The sequence below is a fragment of the Candidatus Campbellbacteria bacterium genome (genome assembly GCA_034521025.1).
In the GTDB taxonomy this organism is placed as follows: domain Bacteria; phylum Patescibacteriota; class Minisyncoccia; order Phycocordibacterales; family JAXHMZ01; genus JAXHMZ01.
In genome coordinates, this window is the sequence record JAXHMZ010000001.1 from 1 (window position 1) to 19,877 (window position 19,877).

23 protein-coding genes are annotated in these 19,877 nt (G+C 45.4%); 6 read left to right on the plus strand and 17 right to left on the minus strand.

Annotated features, from left to right (window positions below; genetic code table 11):
- Positions 1–352: 352 nt before the first annotated feature.
- Genes U5L75_00005 through U5L75_00025 form a run of 5 tightly spaced genes read right to left on the minus strand, consistent with a single transcriptional unit; the run spans position 353 to position 2,787 of the window.
- Positions 353–496 carry a hypothetical protein gene (locus U5L75_00005; protein ID MDZ7725959.1) on the minus strand — a complete coding sequence of 48 codons (144 nt, stop codon included), beginning with the start codon at positions 494–496 and terminating at the stop codon, positions 353–355.
- A gap of 11 nt (positions 497–507) precedes the next feature.
- Positions 508–1,140, minus strand: coding sequence for a DUF3105 domain-containing protein (locus tag U5L75_00010; GenBank protein ID MDZ7725960.1), 633 nt, complete (start codon positions 1,138–1,140; stop codon positions 508–510).
- Between the two features lie 25 nt (positions 1,141–1,165).
- The gene (locus U5L75_00015) at positions 1,166–1,399 is read right to left on the minus strand and encodes a glutaredoxin domain-containing protein (GenBank protein ID MDZ7725961.1); all 234 of its coding nucleotides are present in this window, start codon (positions 1,397–1,399) and stop codon (positions 1,166–1,168) included.
- Positions 1,400–1,434: 35 nt separating this feature from the next.
- Positions 1,435–2,469 carry a DUF3179 domain-containing protein gene (locus U5L75_00020; GenBank protein ID MDZ7725962.1) on the minus strand — a complete coding sequence of 345 codons (1,035 nt, stop codon included), beginning with the start codon at positions 2,467–2,469 and terminating at the stop codon, positions 1,435–1,437.
- A gap of 3 nt (positions 2,470–2,472) precedes the next feature.
- Positions 2,473–2,787, minus strand: a complete 315-nt coding sequence (locus tag U5L75_00025; GenBank protein ID MDZ7725963.1) for a winged helix-turn-helix domain-containing protein — start codon at positions 2,785–2,787, stop codon at positions 2,473–2,475.
- A 95-nt stretch (positions 2,788–2,882) separates the two neighbouring features.
- Here U5L75_00025 and U5L75_00030 point away from each other — a divergent pair, with 95 nt between their 5' ends.
- Both U5L75_00030 and U5L75_00035 read left to right on the plus strand, forming a co-directional pair.
- Positions 2,883–3,656 (plus strand): alpha/beta hydrolase, encoded by a 774-nt coding sequence (locus U5L75_00030; protein MDZ7725964.1) that lies wholly within the window; start codon positions 2,883–2,885, stop codon positions 3,654–3,656.
- A 6-nt stretch (positions 3,657–3,662) separates the two neighbouring features.
- On the plus strand, positions 3,663–4,061 hold the full coding sequence (locus tag U5L75_00035) for a DoxX family protein (GenBank protein MDZ7725965.1): 399 nt from the start codon (positions 3,663–3,665) through the stop codon (positions 4,059–4,061).
- Positions 4,062–4,071: 10 nt separating this feature from the next.
- On the opposite strand, the gene dnaX is transcribed toward U5L75_00035, so the two are convergent.
- Genes dnaX through U5L75_00055 form a run of 4 tightly spaced genes read right to left on the minus strand, consistent with a single transcriptional unit; the run spans position 4,072 to position 7,055 of the window.
- Positions 4,072–5,124: a DNA polymerase III subunit gamma/tau gene (gene dnaX, locus U5L75_00040; protein ID MDZ7725966.1), complete on the minus strand. Its 1,053-nt coding sequence runs from the start codon at positions 5,122–5,124 to the stop codon at positions 4,072–4,074.
- Positions 5,125–5,184: 60 nt separating this feature from the next.
- Positions 5,185–5,622, minus strand: coding sequence for a hypothetical protein (locus tag U5L75_00045; GenBank protein ID MDZ7725967.1), 438 nt, complete (start codon positions 5,620–5,622; stop codon positions 5,185–5,187).
- A gap of 52 nt (positions 5,623–5,674) precedes the next feature.
- Positions 5,675–6,052, minus strand: coding sequence for a hypothetical protein (locus U5L75_00050; protein ID MDZ7725968.1), 378 nt, complete (start codon positions 6,050–6,052; stop codon positions 5,675–5,677).
- 7 nt (positions 6,053–6,059) lie between these two features.
- On the minus strand, positions 6,060–7,055 hold the full coding sequence (locus U5L75_00055; GenBank protein ID MDZ7725969.1) for a tRNA-dihydrouridine synthase: 996 nt from the start codon (positions 7,053–7,055) through the stop codon (positions 6,060–6,062).
- 55 nt (positions 7,056–7,110) lie between these two features.
- Here U5L75_00055 and U5L75_00060 point away from each other — a divergent pair, with 55 nt between their 5' ends.
- On the plus strand, positions 7,111–7,536 hold the full coding sequence (locus tag U5L75_00060; protein MDZ7725970.1) for a hypothetical protein: 426 nt from the start codon (positions 7,111–7,113) through the stop codon (positions 7,534–7,536).
- Positions 7,537–7,897: 361 nt separating this feature from the next.
- Positions 7,898–8,098 carry a hypothetical protein gene (locus U5L75_00065; protein MDZ7725971.1) on the plus strand — a complete coding sequence of 67 codons (201 nt, stop codon included), beginning with the start codon at positions 7,898–7,900 and terminating at the stop codon, positions 8,096–8,098.
- A gap of 228 nt (positions 8,099–8,326) precedes the next feature.
- On the opposite strand, the gene U5L75_00070 is transcribed toward U5L75_00065, so the two are convergent.
- Entirely contained in the window at positions 8,327–9,250 is a 924-nt protein-coding gene (locus U5L75_00070) for a hypothetical protein (protein ID MDZ7725972.1), read from the minus strand.
- A 68-nt stretch (positions 9,251–9,318) separates the two neighbouring features.
- Positions 9,319–10,593: a serine--tRNA ligase gene (serS, locus tag U5L75_00075; protein MDZ7725973.1), complete on the minus strand. Its 1,275-nt coding sequence runs from the start codon at positions 10,591–10,593 to the stop codon at positions 9,319–9,321.
- Between the two features lie 83 nt (positions 10,594–10,676).
- Here serS and dprA point away from each other — a divergent pair, with 83 nt between their 5' ends.
- Together dprA and topA are read left to right on the plus strand one after the other, a co-directional pair.
- Positions 10,677–11,540 carry a DNA-processing protein DprA gene (gene dprA / locus U5L75_00080; GenBank protein ID MDZ7725974.1) on the plus strand — a complete coding sequence of 288 codons (864 nt, stop codon included), beginning with the start codon at positions 10,677–10,679 and terminating at the stop codon, positions 11,538–11,540.
- A gap of 83 nt (positions 11,541–11,623) precedes the next feature.
- Positions 11,624–13,855 (plus strand): type I DNA topoisomerase, encoded by a 2,232-nt coding sequence (gene topA, locus U5L75_00085; protein MDZ7725975.1) that lies wholly within the window; start codon positions 11,624–11,626, stop codon positions 13,853–13,855.
- Here topA and U5L75_00090 read toward each other — a convergent pair.
- From U5L75_00090 to U5L75_00115, 6 genes are all read right to left on the minus strand, one after another.
- Positions 13,845–14,519: a PEP/pyruvate-binding domain-containing protein gene (locus U5L75_00090; GenBank protein MDZ7725976.1), complete on the minus strand. Its 675-nt coding sequence runs from the start codon at positions 14,517–14,519 to the stop codon at positions 13,845–13,847. The two genes, topA and U5L75_00090, sit on opposite strands and share 11 nt — an antisense overlap.
- On the minus strand, positions 14,516–15,241 hold the full coding sequence (locus U5L75_00095) for a hypothetical protein (GenBank protein MDZ7725977.1): 726 nt from the start codon (positions 15,239–15,241) through the stop codon (positions 14,516–14,518). The genes U5L75_00090 and U5L75_00095 overlap by 4 nt, the downstream gene beginning before the upstream one ends.
- Positions 15,242–15,248: 7 nt before the next feature.
- Entirely contained in the window at positions 15,249–15,566 is a 318-nt protein-coding gene (locus U5L75_00100; protein ID MDZ7725978.1) for a PEP-utilizing enzyme, read from the minus strand.
- A gap of 7 nt (positions 15,567–15,573) precedes the next feature.
- A complete protein-coding gene (locus tag U5L75_00105; protein ID MDZ7725979.1) occupies positions 15,574–16,782 on the minus strand; it encodes a hypothetical protein in 1,209 nt (402 codons plus the stop codon).
- A 70-nt stretch (positions 16,783–16,852) separates the two neighbouring features.
- Positions 16,853–18,049 (minus strand): glycosyl hydrolase, encoded by a 1,197-nt coding sequence (locus U5L75_00110; GenBank protein MDZ7725980.1) that lies wholly within the window; start codon positions 18,047–18,049, stop codon positions 16,853–16,855.
- Between the two features lie 93 nt (positions 18,050–18,142).
- Positions 18,143–19,837, minus strand: a complete 1,695-nt coding sequence (locus U5L75_00115) for a collagen-like protein (GenBank protein ID MDZ7725981.1) — start codon at positions 19,835–19,837, stop codon at positions 18,143–18,145.
- Positions 19,838–19,877 lie beyond the last annotated feature (40 nt).

Below are 19,877 nucleotides of genomic sequence, written 5' to 3' on the forward strand. Positions count from 1 at the left end.
AAGTATCTACCCGGGAAAGTGTGGCGAATCCTGGTGGCCGCTTACGGTGAATCCGAGCGCTACGCCTACCGCGATTCGCTGGTGGAGCGTCGGCACCGTGCCGGTGGCGATTCTCGCCTGCGGTGACCTGGAGAGATCGGTGTCCTGGCAATCCTCGGCGCTCCGATTCAGTTATATCGCTCCTTGCCGCGATTCTTACGCAGGAGTCTTTGCTGAACGTCCATGGTCGCCAGGGCCCGTGTTATCCGTCCATAACAGCCACGGCTCGGACTATCATCGTAAGTAGCGAAACACCTCGCTCGCTCGTGCTTCTGACCGCTTTCACAGTCCAGTGGGCACTCGTGGCGCTGGCCTACTGGGTAAGTGCGCCTCCATTACTTCGTGCATTTTCGTTTCCGGTAAAAATGATCGCACCCGCCACTAAAGCACCTATAGTAAGTCCGGCTACAACGATTGCTATGGGTACTCCGTACTCTTTTTGTGTATTAGTTTGCATATAATTACCAATTAAAAACCACCATGTCCGGGCTGTGCTCCACGTACCTTTTCCGGCCCACGATTATCATACCTTGTAATAAAGTCCCCTATACGCTCTTCATCAACAATACCGCTCTCTACGTCGAAAGTATCAACCCTGCCCCAAGCTACCAGTGAGATATCTCCTTCATTCTCTTCTCGGGGTGATACGACTACATATTGACCGGCAAAAGATTCAAGAACATCTTTTGATTCGTCGCTGATGTCGGGATGATACGTAATCCATATATCGCCGTGTTCAAGGTTATGTACTACACGCTCATCGGGCAACGGAGATTCATAAAATCCTCCACGCGTGCTTGCGGCATAATGCCATCCGGAAGAAGGTGGGTTAGAGTTATACTCCGAGTGTAATTCTCCCTCTTCGATATGCTGGCGACCTTGAATCGAGTATTTTTCGCTAAAGTCTTCCCCGTCAGGGCCGGTAGCTCCGGCAAGCAACACGAGACCGTATCCCAGACCGGCTGCAACAAGTATCCAGACGACATAGCGAGTAATTGATTTTCGTAAATCAGCCCTGCGAGCTTGCGCGCGCTCTTTTTCGCGTACCTGCTCGCGTTTTTGCTTTTTTTGTTCGTAGTTATTTTTTGCTTCACCTTCCATACATTAATTGTAAGTCGTGTTACTTTTAAACTCCCAACAATGATCTTATTCTGCCTTCATCAAAGCCAATGATCATCTCCTCGCCAATAAATATAACAGGCACTCCCATTTGTCCGCTTCTTTGGATCATTTCTTCTCGCTTAGCGACATCAGTTGCTACGTCGTGATCGGTGAATTCAACGTTGTTCTCTTTAAAGAATTCTTTAGCGGCGTGGCAAAAATGACATGACGGTGTTGAGTATATAGTTACGTTTTGCATAATATTTTTTTACTTAGTTGTTATTAATTTATAATTTACTTATAAAGCTCTGTATCCGGATGTACGGCAAGCCAAGAAAACCAAAAGCCAGTGACGTGGGGAATTACTTCTTCCTCTGCCGTAAACTCGATCTCTCCCACGTCGGTTTTGCTTATGGTGATCTCCTTTCCGGCAAATGTATCTGTGGTGGTCTCTGAAAGCGCGCTACCGTGGTAGGCCTTGTATTGTCCGTCTATCTCTATACCGTGCACGAGTTCTTTTGGGTGTAAACGTGAATCGTTGAACGTAGCACCGTACGATACAGAATCACTGGTGTAGTAACCGCCGTATGGATCACGCGCGTAATCGCGATCGGAGCCGGTCTCGCGCGATAGGACAAGCGTGTCTGGATATTCTTCCTGCCAACTTTCCCAACGCACTACATTCGAACGGATAATGGCAAGCTTCTCGCCCGTGTTAGGGCCAAGCACAGCTTCCCCGAGAACTTGAGACCACAGCGATTCTTCGTCTTCGTTTGACGCGCGGTTATACATTAAAAGATTCGACTGCCAGAGACGCCCAGACACACCGAACTCTTGTATTTCTCCACCCACCCTCCTTTCAAATACAACTCCGGTGGCGCACAACGGACAATATGTCACCAGAACCGACTTTTCGTTTATGGTGTCGTTTACGATCTCGTGCCACACGAGGATCCGATATGGATAAAAGCGCGCCTCGCCGCCTACTACAAGTCCAATGCCGGTATCAGTTTCTTTTAGAAAGTCGGCTTCTTCGGCAGACAAGAATTGAGGATCATCGATTGAAGGAATACCGTCTTTGCCGGGACCACCCGAGATAATTTCGTCGAGCGGGATAGAGTGCTTCACGTCGTCTGTTACTAAAATTTCTCGCTCTGTCATATTTTGTGATGTAGTTGAATTATTTGATCCGTCCGCTTCTTCATCATTGTTTTCAAGAATTTGTGTTTCTCCTGACGGTACACTGAATACATTTCTATCAAGGTACCAAGAGATCCCCAGTACTACCGCGACTACAATTATTAAAATGACAAAGAATTGAATTTTCATATTTTATTTCAAAGACTCGATCACTTTCGCGATCTTCTCGGTAAGTTTTGTGTCTGTCGGTAGGTAACACTTTGTTTTTCCGGTACGGACACTTTTTACAACTCCCTGGGCTTCTAGAAAAGACAGCTGGTGCGAGGTCGCCGACTGCGATATACCAATAGCTTCTGATAGTTCATTAACACACAAGTCTCTTTTGGTACTTAACAAGACTTTCATCAAGTTAAAGCGATGAGAATTTGAGAGTGTCTTTATTGCCGACCGCGCGACATTAGAGGGATCAACTTTTTGCTTTTCTTTTACATATGTTGATTTTGTCATATGTTCATATGTTATACACAAGTACTGCCCGTGTCAAACTTTATACCCTGTTATACTTCTAGGTATGACCTTGCGGTCTTAGCTTATAAAATTTTATGGAAATATTTACACAAGTACAAAAAGCAGAAAATAAATTACACAAAAACCCGATTGTGTTAGTTCACGGCTCATGGGGTTCATCAGCAATGTGGATGGGATACACACAGTCCCTTTCAGAAAAAGGTTGGGATGTATACGCGCTCGATCTCCGCGGCCACGGAAAAAGCGAAGGCGATGTCGCCGGAACAACAATGAAAGACTATGTATCTGACATTAGACAAATTGTGTCAGAATATGACCTCGAAGATCCGGTAGTTATTGGGCATTCTATGGGCGGATTGGTAACCCTAATGTACGCAAGAGACTACGACGCTAGCGCGGTTGTAGCGATCGACCCAAGCCCGACAATAGAAGTACAGGGCGAAAGTGAAAAGAAGAGCTACCAGGATAGATACTCTCCAGTGGATGCCGGTATGCCTACTGATCCCAAAGAAGTGATTGAGGCTTTCCCGGACATTCCCCAAGAGAAACTTATGAAGATGAAAGAGATGCTGGGAGCTGAATCCGGAGACGCGCGAAGTGAGAGAAAGCTCGGTATATCAGTACCAAAGGAAAGTCTGACTATGCCTGTTTTATTCGTCGGGGGAGAGCTAGGAGAATCGGTCCCGTTTGGTATTGGAATAAAGACGGCACAAGCAATGGCTGACTATTACGAAAAAGAAGCGATCGAAATAAAAGGAGCAACTCATCCGGGAATACTGATCGGAGAGAACGCGCATAGTGCCGTAGAACAAATTGAAAACTGGCTTATTACAAATGTAACTTCATAGATCATTATGATAGACCTTATACCACTTGCTTCAATGAGCGATCTTGTACTTCTCGTTGTACGAATTATCGCCGGTGTCACAATGATCTACTACGGTTGGCCAAAGATCAAAGATCTCAAGGCAAACGCGCGTGATTTCGAATCTATGGGTTTCAAACCCGGCATGCTGCACGGTACGCTGGTCGCAATTGTCGAATTCTTTGGTGGGATAGCAGTTGTACTTGGCTTTTTCACTTGGGCTGCCGCTTTAGCGTTCGGATTTGAAATGATCATGGGTGCACTCTACAAAATTACAAAAACTGACAAGCCTTTTACAGACTGGTCTTACGATCTTTTACTTTTGGCGATCATGCTTGTTCTTCTTGCTTTTGGACCGGGCAAAATTGCACTAAGCGCCCTATTCTAACAAACACGACTTATTTTTCTTGCGCTCGTTCTGTATTTTCCCCTTTTTGCAAAAGGAGTATCTCTATCGGCAGGGTCTTTATGGAGCTCAGAGCAATTTGAGGTTCGATTTCTAGAAAATCCCTAAGGGTTAATGAATGGATGTTTTTGGCGTCTTTCGCGAGCTCGCTTAAATATGAAAGCTCTTCCTCGGAAAATTGTTTGGCCAATTCTTTTTTCAAAAAGTCATTGCCATAGCGGAGAAGGAGTATCGCGCGAATTCTTGATAGTAGTAACCTGAGAAAAAGATGTACGTCTACCCCAGCATCCTTTATTTTCTCCACGACCTCCAAAGTTCCGGAAGTGTCTCCCTCGGAGTAATGGTGAAGAAAATCCTTGAGAAGAGTTAACTTGGGAGCGCCCAAAAGCTTTTCAACTTCTTCGGCTTTCATCTTTTTTCCGGTGCGAGCCGAGATCACTTTCTGCAAGACCGAGAGTGTGTCTCGGTATGATCCATCTCCAAGGATCGCGATAAGCTCCGCCGAACTCGGCTCTAATTCCACACCTTCTTTCTTAGCTATATCAACTGTGGTGGAGCGAAGTATGTCTACGTTTGGTTGTTTGAACTGAAATACGCTACAGCGCGATACTATAGTCTCGGGGACTTTGCCCGGCTCAGTAGTAGCAAGAACGAAGACAACATGCGCTGGCGGCTCTTCCAGGGTCTTGAGAAGCGCGTTGAAGGCATCCTTGGTGAGCATATGCACCTCGTCTATGATGTAAACCTTGTACGGCGAGTCATACGGAAGCGCGCGGACAGCTTCGCGCAGTTCGCGGATGTCATCTATACCGCGGTTGGAAGCCGCGTCTATTTCATAAAGATCGTGCGGTTTGGTGCCTATTTCTCTCGCTAATATACGGGCGACTGATGTTTTGCCGGTACCGCGAGAACCGGAGAAAAGATAGGCGTGGGAAAAACTGTTATTTTTGATCGATTGAGCGAGCGTGTCAGTTATGTGTTCTTGACCAAGTACCTCAGAAAAATTCTGGGGTCGATACTTGCGATATAGAGATGTTTCAGTCATACCTGTCAGTATACCAAATCAAAACCCACTTCGTAGAAAGTGGGTTTTGTGGAAAGCAAGTTATTTTGAGCGCGGCTTCTTTTCGTTTGGAGCGATCTTGACTGCTAACTTTCGGCGCGCAGTATTCGTACGCTTTTGGGTAGTAGACGCTGTCTCTTTGGTGTCTCTCTTGATGCGGTTCCAGTGGCGCTTCAGTTCGCTGTTGAGCTTATTCGCCTTCTCGTCACCGACGTGTTTGAGTTTAGCGTACTTGGCAGTTACGCTGTCCACGATATCGTGATACCTATCTTCGGAGACTTCTCTTGCGTTTTCTATTTTGGATAGAACATCTCCCTTGGCCTTGAGAGTCCAACCCTCAATTTTTTTGCGATTTTTCGCTCCGTTCGGACCATAGAGAAAATATGCTCCAGCCGCTGTAGCAGCAGTAGCTCCGGCAAGGAACGCTCCTACTCGCCCTCCTCCTTTCTTGGTTGATTTGTTTGTTTTCTTCGTTGCCATATGTAATGTGAGATTTTAATTCTTAATATCTAAAATGTTCAAGCTGCTTTTATTATACTCTATCATCGGAATTATTTTGATAATTTTCTTCGTCTATATCTGTGTCTTCTTCATGTTCTCGGTAACGCGCCCTTCTTTTCTTTTTACTATCACCCCTGAATAAATTTACTATCTTTTTTGCGACGTGCGCCGCCGAAAGAGCCGAAGTTACCCTAGAGGCAGTCTCTGCTTTTCTGCGAACACCCGCGCGAAAGTCATCTATATCACCATAGATGTCTTCGGCTTTTGATTCAGCGCGGTCGGTGAATCGTTTGATAGCACGCAGAATAGATACGATATATACAAGCGCAATAATAAAGACTAACGAGATCAACACAACCGCGATGGTTGTTATGAAGAAAAATATGTCTGCTTTAGCTAGCTCTTCCATGATTTAATTATACAAATATTTTGTCTGTCTGTCTTGTTGATACGCCGTGTTCTGAGAAACTCTTTATTTCTTCGCTGATGACCTCGCGAGCGTCATCTATAGACTCAGTGTTCATTAATCTCTCACGCAGTCCACTGGCGTTGGGAAACCCGGAGACATAAGCGCCAAAATGTTTGCGCATAATATGAAATGGCTTTTCTTCTCCTAAAAGTTTGTTGAATAATTCCGCGTGCTCAAGCATCACCTGCAATCTTTCGTGGCGGGGGACATCGTCTCGATCGACCTTCGGATCGAATAACCACGGGTTGCCAAATATAGCTCGACCAAGCATTACTCCATCTACGTTGTGCTTCTGAGCTTTTTCTTTGGCATCGGCCAGATCTTCAACGTCCCCATTTCCAAATATAAGAGTTCGTTCTTCCGACTCGATGTTGTTCGCCTCAGACCATTCGTCTCTCGCTTCTACACAACGTGCAATTTCATCCCAGCGAGCTGGAACTTTTGACATTTCCTTTCTAGTGCGCCCGTGAACTATTATCACTGCCGGACGAACTTCGAGAAGAGCCGGTATCCACTCTTCTATTTGATTTTGATCATAGCCGAGTCGGATCTTTACACTTACCGGCAGGTCTCCGGCGCCGCGTTTTGCCGCCCGTACTATCTCTTTTGCTAACTCAAGATCTTTTGACAGAGCGGCTCCAGCTCCTTGTTTGTTAACGGCTTTGTCCGGACAGCCCATATTTATATCAACGCCATCGAAACCAAGCTCGTTTACGAGAGCGGAAGCTTTTTCTATTTTCAGAGGATCAGCAGAAAATATCTGCGCGACGACTGGGCGCTCTTCTTCTGAATATTTAAGATCAACCAAAAGACGCTCGCGTCCCGGGGAGTCTAAGCCGTCCGCGGAGACAAATTCTGTCCAAAAAACATCCGGCTTGCCGTACTTTGCTATGGTACGACGAAAGGCCGCGTCGGTGACATTTGCCATCGGCGCCAGAGCCATAATTGGCCGATTCAATCTGCTCCAAAACCCCCAATTCATACGTGCGCATTCTAGCATGGACCTTTCTGTTGACAACTATCCACCCTATGCTATTCTCGTCAAGGATCAAATTCCTGAATTCCCAATAAAGGAGTGGAAAATGTCTACTCATGGCAGGAGAGAGTTCTTTTCCAAGCGCTACGGCGAACTAGGTAGCAATGTCTTGGGAGGCTTCTGTGGAGCCAATCCTTTGCATCTTGACCCTTCTTCTCCGGAAGAGGATTGTACGTGCGAGCACTACCTCGGCTACGCTGCTCGCGTAACAAAGAAATTAGAGGAGGTTTTGCCTTCCTTGCGCCAAGAGCTCATTGTCATCGAAGAGACCGTCTTCGAAGGCTTGGCTGAGACAGTCGACGATAGCACCCGAGAGTCCATAAGAAGACTCACGGAGGAGGACATCGAAAGAGTAGCGAAATACATTTCCGCTAATAGCAAAAGCTGACTAGTAGCAACCACTAAATCCTCGTACCGCTCTCGAATTCATCGAGAGCGGTTTTTTATATTTCCACAAAAATTTTGACTCACGATCATTTTGTATGTAAAGTAACTAATTAGAAAGGAGGTAGTACAAGTGCCAAAGGTAAAGAAGAAAGTTTCGAAAGAAGTGAATGAAGGAGGCAAGACAAGAAAAAGCAAGCCACCGAAAGAAAGGCAGAGCAAGCGCAAGTTAAGAAAGCTCGCGCGCGATCGGCACCGAGAACCGAATAAGTGACATATCAGGGATAAGCATCTCGGTCCACAAGAAAGCTTTGACACTTAACAGTTTGGTATGTAAAGTAACGAAGTAGAAAGGAGGTAGTTTGGTGGCAAAGAAAAGCAGAGGAAGCAAAGGTCGCGTGGAATACAAGCTTCGCGGAGGGATCGTTCCGGAGCCCACTGTTCCGGATCCGCTCAACGGTAGCAACAAACCTTCAGACGGAGCTCTTCGCGGACTCACCACGAAGCCACAAAGCAATCGTAAGGCAAGGAAGCAAGTCAGCAAAGGCAAAGCACACAAGAAGTAGAACTTCTGCCTAGAGAGGGTCTTCGTGAAAGATAGCACTGTCAAGGTCAATCCCAAACCAAGATCCGACACGAAAACCAAGACAGAAGCGAATGAATCTAAGTGGCGACATAAGCTCGGCACTGCCAGTCGCCAAAAACCTCCTTAGGTATCTTTGAATAATTACAGTTACATAAACTGGAATAAATCTTCTCCCGTTCTCGCGAAAGCGAGAGCGGGAGTTTTTCTTTTATTCTTCTACCTCTATTGGGTCCTCAGCCGATTCTTCTACAGAGCTCTCTTCTCCGTACCTATAAAATATCTTTCTCCCAAAACGAAGATCAAATTCATAAACCTCCTCTAGTGAAATTTTATTGTCGAAAACTTCAGCGTCTAAAGCAGAGAAAAGTCGTATCATATCGTCTGAATAATCTGTCTTTCTGTTTACCAAAATAGAATATCCACTTTCAGTGATCATCTCTATCGACTCGTCTTCAAGTATTATCATTCCATTCGCGCCGATTCCCTCTTCGTTTAAATTTTCAGAAAACTCTAACAGAGCGTTCAATACTTCTTCTTCTATTAAAACGCCTCCGAGGGCTCCCGAGCTATCTTCATTGTTGAAACGTATAACTTCGAATTGATCCCACGTTCCATTGACTGCTTCTGTATAAATGACTCCGGAATTGTCGGCCAAAAAGCACTCTTCCTCAGACCCACTCTCTGAAGAGCCACTCCTTTCCGCGCAAAACACAACAGCCGGCTCCCTTTCGTTAATCACTACGATCAATTCGTCAAATCCTTTCCTGAGAACGTTAATATCTTCTGCGCGCAAAAACTCTTCTGATAGCGTGGATTCTATTTTCCTCACAGGAAGAGAAAATGTATTGCTATTAGGAAATAAGTACAACCGATTGCCTTCGAGCTCATCAAACACGCTCTCCCTCACCTTCTCTTCGTCTAAGCTTTCAACTCCTCTTATATCAACCGCATGAATATTTACAGCATCCAGGCGCAGACCAAAGTAAAGCAACGCTACAATTCCAAGTAAAAGAATCGTCGTAAAAACAGTTTTAAAGATCAGGACATTACGCCTCCGGATCTCTTTGCGCCTCCTCAAGTCAGACGGCTTTAGTGTAGACTTTCTTTTTCTCCCTCCAAATAATTTTTGCAAAAAGCCGCGGCGTCGCGGTCTCCGCACTTTGTTTCTCTTTTGAAATTTACGAGGCATAACGCACTAGATCAGTTTGCCTTGCTAATAGTGTCTTTGCCTAAGAACTCCCGCAAAACCTCGGGAACGGTAATGCTTCCGTCAGCGTTTTGATAATTTTCGAGTAAAGCTATGAGAATTCTCGGCGTTGGCACCGCTGTAGAATTTAGCGAATGCACGTAACGGCTCTTGCCTTCCTCATCTGTATAGCGGATATTAAATCGACGTGATTGAAAGTCGTGGAAATAAGAGGCGGAGCTGATCTCACCATAGGTCTCTGAGGCCGGTCGCCATAATTCAATATCATACTTTTTAACTTGCCCCAATCCCAAGTCACCACCACAGTTGAGCACCTGACGATATGGGAGTCCTAAGCTTTCGATAAACTCTTCGACGTTACGATTGATCTCTTCGTGCAAACGCACCGATTCATCGTGACTGGCTTCTGTTAATATGACTTGTTCGAGTTTGTAAAATTCATGCACGCGATAGAGTCCTCGAGTGTCTTTACCGTACGATCCGGCCTCTCTCCTGTAGCAAGGAGAGAACGCGAGATACCTTTTGGGCAGATCTTCTTTCTTTAGTGTTTCATCAGCGTGGTATGCCATCATAGGAACTTCGGATGTTCCCGCCAAATAGTCATCGTCTTGGGTTTTGTATAGATCTTCGGCGTCATTCGGAAGATGTCCGGTACCGTAGAAATACTCTTTTTTTACGACCGTAGGAGGAAGAAACGGTTGAAAATTCTTTTTTAGGAAAAATTGTTGGGCGTAATTCCATATCGCCCAAGACAGAAGAACCGCGTCATTTTTTAGAAAATAGCCTCTGAATCCATGCACCTTTGATCCGCGTTCCAAGTCAACCATATCAAGCGAAGTCATAAGCTCGACGTGATTTTTGGGAGGAAAGTCAAACTTTGGTAAGTCTCCCCAAGTTTTTATCTCTACATTTTCTTCGTCGCTCTTTCCTTCCGGCACTGAAACGTCCGGTATGTTCGGAACGCGCAACATCAAATCCCGCCACTTTTTCATAACCTTTTTGAGCTCGTCCTCTTCTTTGCTCAGTTCTTCCTTAAGGTCGCGCATATCGTTGATCAGAAAGCCGCGCTCTTCGGAAGAAATAGATTTATCGGAAATACGTTTTGAAACTTCGTTTTGCTTTGCTCGCTTTTCTTCGATTGAACCCAGCAATTCACGGCGTTTTTCATCCACCGATAGTAATTTGTTGACATCAAATTCAACGTGCTTCTTCTGAGCAGCGAGTTCGATCAGATCTTTGTTTTCTCTTATGAACGTTATGTCGAGCATTTGATTTTAATTATTCGCGTAACTATTTTAAGTCTATCACTTTATAAAAAGATTGTACTTTAGATTATACCAAAAATGATACAATGAACACGTTTAACGACTCCCAGATGCACACACTATTACCAAATGAGTTCCCCGCTCTTCTTAACGAAATTCCCGACCCTCCTAAAAAACTCTATATTGAAGGCAGCCCCATAAAAGAATCGGGGGTACGTATTGCGGTTGTAGGTAGTAGAAAATATTCCGAATACGGTAAACGCGCGACCGAATCTATTATATCTGGACTGGCCAACTATAACGTAACAATTGTGTCAGGGTGTGCTCTTGGTATTGACTCTATAGCGCACCAAGCCGCTTTGAGACACAACATAAACACGATCGGTATACCCGGATCCGGCCTAGACAAATCAGTGTTCTACCCCCGCTCCAATTTCTTCCTAAGAGATAAAATTTTGGAAGCCAAGGGAAGTCTCCTCTCTGAGTTCGAACCAAATCAAAAAGCCGAGCGCTGGACTTTTCCGAAACGCAACCGTATTATGGCCGGAATATCGCACGCGATCCTAGTCATCGAAGCCGCCGAGAAGTCAGGGACTCTCATTACCGCTCGTTTAGGATTGGAATACGATCGTGAAGTTATGGCCGTACCGGGATCCATCTTTTCCGAGACTTCCGCCGGAACGAACGACCTTATACGCGACGGTGCTCGCCCGATCCTTTCAGCCCAAGATATTATCGAGGAGTTATCACTTGAGGAAAAAGAAGATCTCGAGAAAGAAACAGACAATGCAAATGAATATGGCGATATTCTGAGTAATTTCTCCGAGAAGATCAGTCGCGATGAATTCATAGCCAACGTAGGCAACACAGAAGAGGCGCTGATAATATTAACCAAAATGGAGCTGAAAGGGATCATCCGAATTCAAGGTGACACTATCTATAAAAATTAATTTTCTTAATACTTTTCCAGAGTTTATATTTGCATATATTTGCTATTTGTATTATCAATTGAAGGTATTAAATTCCAAAGGTAATGAAACTTTTAATAGTAGAGAGCCCCGCGAAGGCGAAAACTATATCAAAATACCTTGACGGGAAGTATAAGGTTAAGGCATCCGTTGGTCATATTCGAGATCTGCCGAAGTCCAACAAAAAAGCCCTCGATATCGAGGGTGGTTTCGTGCCGCACTATGAAATTTCTAAAGGAAAGGAAAAAGTGGTTGAGGAAATAAAGAAACTGTCAGACAAAGCCGAAGAAGTGATCTTGGCAACTGACCCCGACCGCGAAGGAGAAGCTATAGCTTGGCACATTTCCGAGGCAGCTGAGTTAGACAATCCGAAGCGAGTCGTATTCCACGAAATTACAAAGGATGCCGTAGAGGAAGCAATGGAGAATCCTCGAACAATTGACATAGACCTGAAGGAAAGCCAGGAGGCGCGGCGCGTACTTGATCGACTCGTGGGCTATGACCTATCCGGACTTATTTGGAAGAAATTGCGCTACGGACTTTCAGCCGGGAGAGTGCAGTCTCCTGCTCTTCGCCTGATCGTCGAGAGAGAACGAGAGATCCGCGCGTTTGAACCGGAAACGTATTTTGTACTAAATGCCTTGGTAGCGAAAAAAACGGAAGAGAGTGATCCCTTCGAGCTAACAGCAACCAAAAATCTCAAAACCAAAGAAGAAGTTGACAGGGTTTTGGCTTACGCCAAGAAAAACGATTGGGTAGTCGAAGAAATTCAGGAACGCGAAACTATGCGCAGACCAAGAGCGCCGTTCCGGACTTCAACTCTGCAGCAGACCGCTTCATCTCGTCTCGGGTTTGCTCCCTCATACACTATGATGCTTGCCCAAAGACTCTATGAAGCAGGATACATCACATATATGCGCACCGATTCAACTAACCTATCAAAGCAAGCGGTTGCTCAAGCGCGAGAGATAATAAAAAAGGAGCACGGAGAAAATTATCTGGGCAAGGGAGTTTTCGGGAAAAAAGCCAAAGGCGCCCAAGAAGCACACGAAAGTATACGGCCGACTAATTTATCCAAAAAGGACCTGGGGAAGGACAAAGCGCAGAAAAAACTATACGAATTGATCCGATCTAGAACTATAGCCAGCCAAATGGCCGACGCGAAAGTTCTTTCTACTAAACTTATTGTGCGAGTCGGAGATGACAAAAGCGTTCCGACTTTTGCCGTGAACGGTTCCCGAACTTTGTTCCCTGGTTGGTTTGTGGCCGATCCACGCAGCCGAGGTGAGGACGTAGAACTGCCAAAGGTAAAAGAAGGCGAAGAGCTTGATCTCAAAAATATTGAAAGTGAAGAAAAAGAAACCCAGCCGCCGAGCCGCTATTCGGAAGCAGGATTAGTAAAAGAGTTGGAAAAGCGCGGCATCGGACGACCGTCTACTTATGCTTCCATAATCAAAACCATCCAAGACCGAGGGTATGTAGAAAAAGAAGGAAAGACCCTCAAGCCAACTGACACCGGAGAGATAGTCAGTGAATTTCTTGAGAAGCATTTTGAAAAATACGTAAGCGACTCTTTTACTTCTGAGATGGAAAATGAACTGGATGAAATCGCCGAGGGCAAAGCAACTTATAAAAAAATACTTAGCGATTTTTACAAGACTTTCAAAAAAGACGTTGAGAGTAAAAAGGATATAGAAAAAATAACCAACCTCGGAGACGCTCCTAAAGAATTTAAATGTCCTAAGTGCGGCGCGGATATGATAATTAAATTAAGCAAGTCAGGAAAATTCTTGTCCTGCTCTCGCTTCCCGGACTGTGATGGCGCGAGAACGATAGAAGGAGAAGAGATGAAAGGAGACGAAAAAACAGGCGAGAAGTGCCCCGAGTGCGGAGGCGATCTCGTAGAGCGAGACGGCAAGTACGGACGCTTTGTGTCCTGCTCAAACTACCCCAAGTGCAAATATATAAAAAAGGACGAAGAACTAGAACGAAAAAATTCAACAGGGATAACTTGCCCCATATGCAATGAAGGGTTTATGGCAGAAAAGAGGGGTCGCTTTGGTATATTCTACGCTTGCACTAACTACCCTAAATGCAAACACGCTATAAAATCAAAGCCCACCGGTAACGTCTGTACTTACCCACGAGAGGATAAAGAAGGACAGCCCTGCGGCGCGTTGATGATGGAAGGAACAAAGACAATACCAGAACGCTGCTCTGATAAAAACTGCCCCAATCATCACCCGCATAAATTGGAGGAAAATAGCGAACAGTACAAAAAATCCCTTACGACGTAATCGGCCTTGACTGAAGTACAACTAACACGGGACTACCGTCGATATCTTGAATCGCGTATTCGATATCCTGCGGAGCTCCAAAAAGACGTTCGATGTTAAGTGCCGCATCTCGAACTAATGCATATATCGGATGCAGCGTACCACCGACACGAGCCAGCTTATGTGTTTCGCTATTTTCCCCACCTGTCACTCCTTCATGGTGTTTAGAGACAGAAATTAGCATTTGATCTTGCTCGTTGGGTGCTTTTGTAAAGCAGACACCATAAATATCAGCGACCACCATTTCTTGAATAACGACCGACATGCAATCGGAAGAAATTGTGACATTAGCAAGCGAACCGTATTGTTTGGCTCGTTCAGTATCAGCCGAAGCTCGCACGCGCTTAACTGCTTCAGTTAACTGTTGTTTCGGAACTTCTGTTTCACTTTCGAAAATACCGGCAAATGAATGCGACTCGCCATCTTCAAGAGCAAACGACGATCGCACTGCGTACGTATGGGCCTGACACTCTTGTAACCCAGCTTCAATAGCGCATTGAGTAATTTCTTCGTTTGGTAATACAACCACACCGCAAGGAACAGAAAAGCCTGCTTGATACAACTCGGCTAGACGTTGTGCCTTACCACCGGCTTTTTTTGGTAGTTCCTGAGAAAGCTTGATCATAAGCGGATCATATCTTCATATGAATGATCAAAAACGGAACTTTCAAAAGTATCGAGTTTTTCGAGCCGTATGAGTTCATCGCGGATAGCGGACACTATCTTTAGCGCCTGATTCTTGCCAAGCTCACGTATCCCCACCAAGTGCGATGGAGTTGCCGCCCCTGTCTTCTCTTCCATATACTCACCAAGTGAGAGTTTAACTTGATGAGGAACCTGCGAAATTATGTCACCAAATTTCTTTAGCTCTTCACAGTCATATTCACTAAACCGGCGTTCTTGTGCTTCATATCCATTGAACGCATAATGGCCAAATTGCTCTTTAAACTCTTCACAGGTTGCACTTCCTTCCGAGAACTCTCTGAGTATACGGTTCTTTTCGTCCTCTTTTGTCATAACCTCAACGGTAAACGAACCATCAGGTGCTATGCGCGCAAGTGCGATATTGTTAAATACGATCAAAGGATAGATCTCTTTAAATGTATTGACGAGTTTTTGTATGTTTTCGACTGTTCGCTCTTCTCTATCTGGCAGAGTAAAATCACGAAGTCTCGTATACGTTGAACGATATCCGGCCATCAAATATGCTCGCAGTTTTCCTTCAAATTTAACACGGGCAAAGAACCCGCCTGACAGACGCTTCTCCATTGATTCTGTAGACTCACGAGCTACTCGATTGAATAGTTCTGAAAACCGTGAGGGATTGTGAACTAATTTCTCATCCATATGGTTATTATTGAGCGATTAATGTACACCGTCCTTCGGAGTCCAAGGAATTTAGATCTACATTTTGGGCAAGAAATACTGGGATATTGTGTTCACGCGCGAGAATCGCCAAGTGCGAAAGAGGCGAACCCGCCGTAGTTACAATTGCTCGTGCTGTAGGAAACAGAAGAAAGAAATCGGCGCTGAGCGAAGGAACAACGTAAACAGTTTTTTCCGTACTGATACGTCCCGGCAATACAGAAGGATCGTCAATTCGCTTGAATGAAAGCTCTTCAGACACAATCGTATCGTCTGTCAAAAATTCTCCGTTAAATTCAGTGATCATAGGCTTATTATATTTTTTTAACTTCATCTTCGCAGTGGATACAGTACAGTTCTTCTGGCGGTAAACCAATGTTTTCGAGATAGAGACGAGTAGTCAGGCAGTTCAGGGTTGTTGTGCAGATTACCTCCTTATCGTTCAGAGCATTTTTAATATCATATAAACTCTCTGTTCCTACCTCACCGTTTGCCTCATCATAGAAACGCGCGATTGGAAGATGAATAGGGTCGTGCCTAACCTCCGGGTCATCTCTGTAGTGTTTAGACTCAAGTAACAAAATATCGAGCTTCCCTGAATTTGCAAGACCGCGCAGCATCTCGTGGTGCTTGAGCGTTGTATAGAGACGATCGGGAACAAATACTATACTCTCACCTAGATCTTGGTGAAATTCGCGAATAATTGTCTCTTGCTCTTGATCGCGACCTTGACCAAACAGCGAGAACGATTCCAATATACCACGTGAAGTATTATCACGTATGTTTGTACGTCCGCGAACGTCGTAACCGTAATAATCTAGCACAAGTGATGCTATCGACGACCGCACACCCGAATCACAAAAAAGCAATAACGGATCGCTTTTACTGATGCCTAGTTCTTCCATAGCTTCGTGTATCGCCTCCTCGTTTGTTGGATCATGCATGACATAGTGCCCGATCAGACAAGATGTTTGTGAATCAGATAATGCGACCGGGTTGCAATATGTACCAAGCATAGTGTATTCGTTGTCGCGAGCTTCCTCGATAGATATATGAGGTGTAAGTTTCTTCATGTTCGTTATACTCAACCGATTGTTCTTTACGAACGCATCCACTTCGAAAGCAGGATTGTTTTCTGAGTATGCTACGGCAAATTCGTCCCAATTAGTACCTTCGTACACAACGCTTTCGTCAAAAGAATTGATAGATTTTAGCTCCTTGTAATTCCCGTAAGCATCAATCGAAAACCAACCGAGTACGAGAATAGGCGTCACAGCTATCACTACAGTAATGGCTTTATGCTGTCTAAACCATCGCAACATTAAAAAACCATAGGCAAAGACACCGGCCGCGAACGCTACAAAAATACCTCCGGAAGACGCAAGAATCAGAGAAAGCGTCGAAGGTGAAAGATATGCAAATGTTATTTGTGGAGTAAGTGCAAACCACGCAAAAACCAAACCGACAACAGTCAGTACTTTGTTCCGCGCGTACGTTGAATTTTTATATTCACGATTATTCATAGTATGAGAATAAATTGCTCGTTCGTACGAGTAATTTACACTATACCATACTAATTTATATTGTCAATGATTATCGCTCTTCAAACCTTGCCTCTCCAATAAACACATCGTGTGACATATAGTCCCGATAGACGCCAAGTGCTTCTTGTGACGAGTTAACGCGTATATCGGTCCACTGGGCACACCCTTGATCTTCAGTCTCGTCATATACAACACAAAATTCTGATTGCCACCAACTAAGCGCTTTAAGTCTCGGATAACGTCCAGACACAATATCCTCAAAGAAATCTTCCATCCATTCAGGCTTACGCTCGTCTTCGGTTACTCCATATTCCATAAGTGCGATTGGTTTCTCTTCACTTATCATATTGGATTCCGTTATCTGTTGATATACATTGTCAAATGTGAGCGACATATCCCACCAAAAGTCGTTTTTGGGATTTTGTGATCCATAACAGCTTACTCCGATCCAATCAATATAGTCGTCACCCGGATAGTAGCCATCCACTGAAGCTTCCGGATTACCTATGTCAGAATCCCAAATGCAATTCACATGGTAAAACCAAGTGACATTTTGCACCCCTTCGTCTCTAAAAATATCTATGATGCGTCGATAGGCGTCTCGGAATCTTTCGTGTCCATCGTATAATTCGGGATCACCATATTCGGTTTTTTCCAATCCTCCGTTGTATCGCAAATTCCACGGAAACCAAAAACCATTAACTTCGACCCCGAAAGTCACGAGCAAAGGCGACGGAATCGACTTTGCCTCTCTCGCCCACGCACGAATCTCCTCGTCGAATTTCCCGTCAATGAAATTCTCTAGTTTATACTTTTCGTAGTCACTTGTTATGCAGCGATCGTAAGGAAACATCCTTATAGAAGGAATGTTGCCCGAACGAACCACTTTCTCTACATCATTTCTCGGAAAGTGTATTCCTCGATCAAAGAAGTTGCGTTGTCCATTCAAACATTCGTTTGCGACCCCTCTGGGGAACCAAGTATTTGTAACCGAAATCCAAGATATACCTTTCCCTACCAAGTCCTCGTGCTCGGAAATAATAGAAGGGTCTGATATATTATTCCATCCGGAAAACGCGTCCGGGGACATGGCGTGATAGATCTTTCCCTCAACGGGAACTAACTTTGCGTTAGGATTGGCATCTTCTCCGGTTGCCTTTTCAAGCGATTCTTCAAAAGGAGAAACTGTCACGCTTAAAAACGCAATTACTCCAAACACAAAAAATCCAATAACAAACTTTTTCATAATATTAATTGTAGTATATATCAATTGATCGTAAGTATAAAAAAAGCGCCGGTTCCGAGGAACCGGCGCAAGGTACTACAGATCTTTGAGGGATCAGTTTTGAGAAGGGCGATGAAACGCATTGAATGTAACTTGACACTCATCTCGGCCATCTGACACGGTCACGGAGAAGGTTGCATCGAGCGGCAAGCGCTCTTCATACCACCTGGTCTCCTTCTGACCTGGATTACTTGCCTCGGGGCCAGTATTCCAACCGTCCGGAAAGTCGTAGTCGACGATTCGAACCCCATCCGCATACGTGTAGACAGTCAATGACATGTCTCCCGTATAATTGCGATGGGTATTAACGGTCATCTCCTGCTGGTTGTTGTCGGTACCAGTACCGCCAGCACCACAGGTCCGTTGCCGAAGAGGACTGTCTGCGCGAACATCGTCGGGGAAGTCGTATGAGTCCACACGACCTTCTCGTACCATTTCGCGCAATTCGTCGATTTGATCCTGCTGATCATCAAGACGACGCGTGTTGTCGGCAATGTCACGTTCGTTATTGCCGATCCGACGCTCGTGGTCGTCAAGTTGATCTTGCTGCCCATCGTGACCTGCACGCAGATCATCAAGCATTGCGTTGAACTGATCGACGTTTGCATCGTCGCCTGCGGGACCTTGAGGTCCGCGAGGACCTTCGGGGCCACGGGGACCTTCAGGGCCGGGCGGGCCTACTTGACCAACTTCGCCAGGAAAGCCTCGAGGTCCTCGGGGACCTTGTGGGCCCTCACAGTCGTCACTCTGTTCACAGTATGCAACTACATCTTGGTAGACTTCCTGCTTGATTTCATCGACTCGATGTTCAAGCTCTGCATGGGCCATCCACAACGAGCCAATCTCGTCTCTCCACTCATCCCAATCTTCAGGAAACTCTCGAAGAGCTTCTTCAATCTGCAGTTGGAAGTCTTGACGAAGCTCGAGATCCGCGCGAAGTGCTTCCGCGGTGGCCGCGTCAATGTCACGGCCGACACTGTCTTCCAGATCAGCAATCGCACCCTCAAGCCGTACTTCTGCATTTTCGACGGCGCGATTTGCCTGCCGTTCGATGAGATCCTTAAGCATATCAGGATCTCCTGCAAATGATTCGATGGCAAGCGGACATCCGGGTCTCGTATGGGTGCCACCAAGGTGTACAATCTCAAGCATGATCCCGAGCAACCGAGCGGCAACATTTTCTACTTCACCGCGCGTCGCATACTCGCCGGTCTCAAAGCTAAGCTCATTGTCGTTTTCTTGGTCAACACGTCCCGTCGTCACCCCGCATGCGTGATTAAGCGCCACCGAAGGACGTTGTTCATAGGGAACTTCTTCCCAATCAACATAGTCCCAATCAGCGGGATGATCCGGAACTTCGACCACCTGACCGAATTCGAGCGTATCGGTGTCGCTGGTACCGTATTGAACAGTTGCGATGTTATGCCACTGATCTAGCCACTGTTCCCACGACTCATCATCGCGGACGTTACTTGTGTCCCACATGAACTCATAGACGAGCTCACGCAGGTCAGCGTCAGTATCGAAAGACTGTTCGCTGTCCACGTGCTCCTGGCTCTGCGCGCTGTGTCCGTTGGCAAAAGCCGGCATATAGCCGATAATCGCCAGAACGACAAACACGAGAGTCAGACGAATTGTCCAACGTACCTTAGTGTCGTAAGTCATTTTTCCTCCTTGTGGGATTGAATGGAACTTATCTGGCTTCGTCGGACGAGATTTCATTTTTCTCTCCCCTCTCTTCCCTTTCAAAGATCTGGCGATACTATATCACGTAATAGAAAAATGTCAA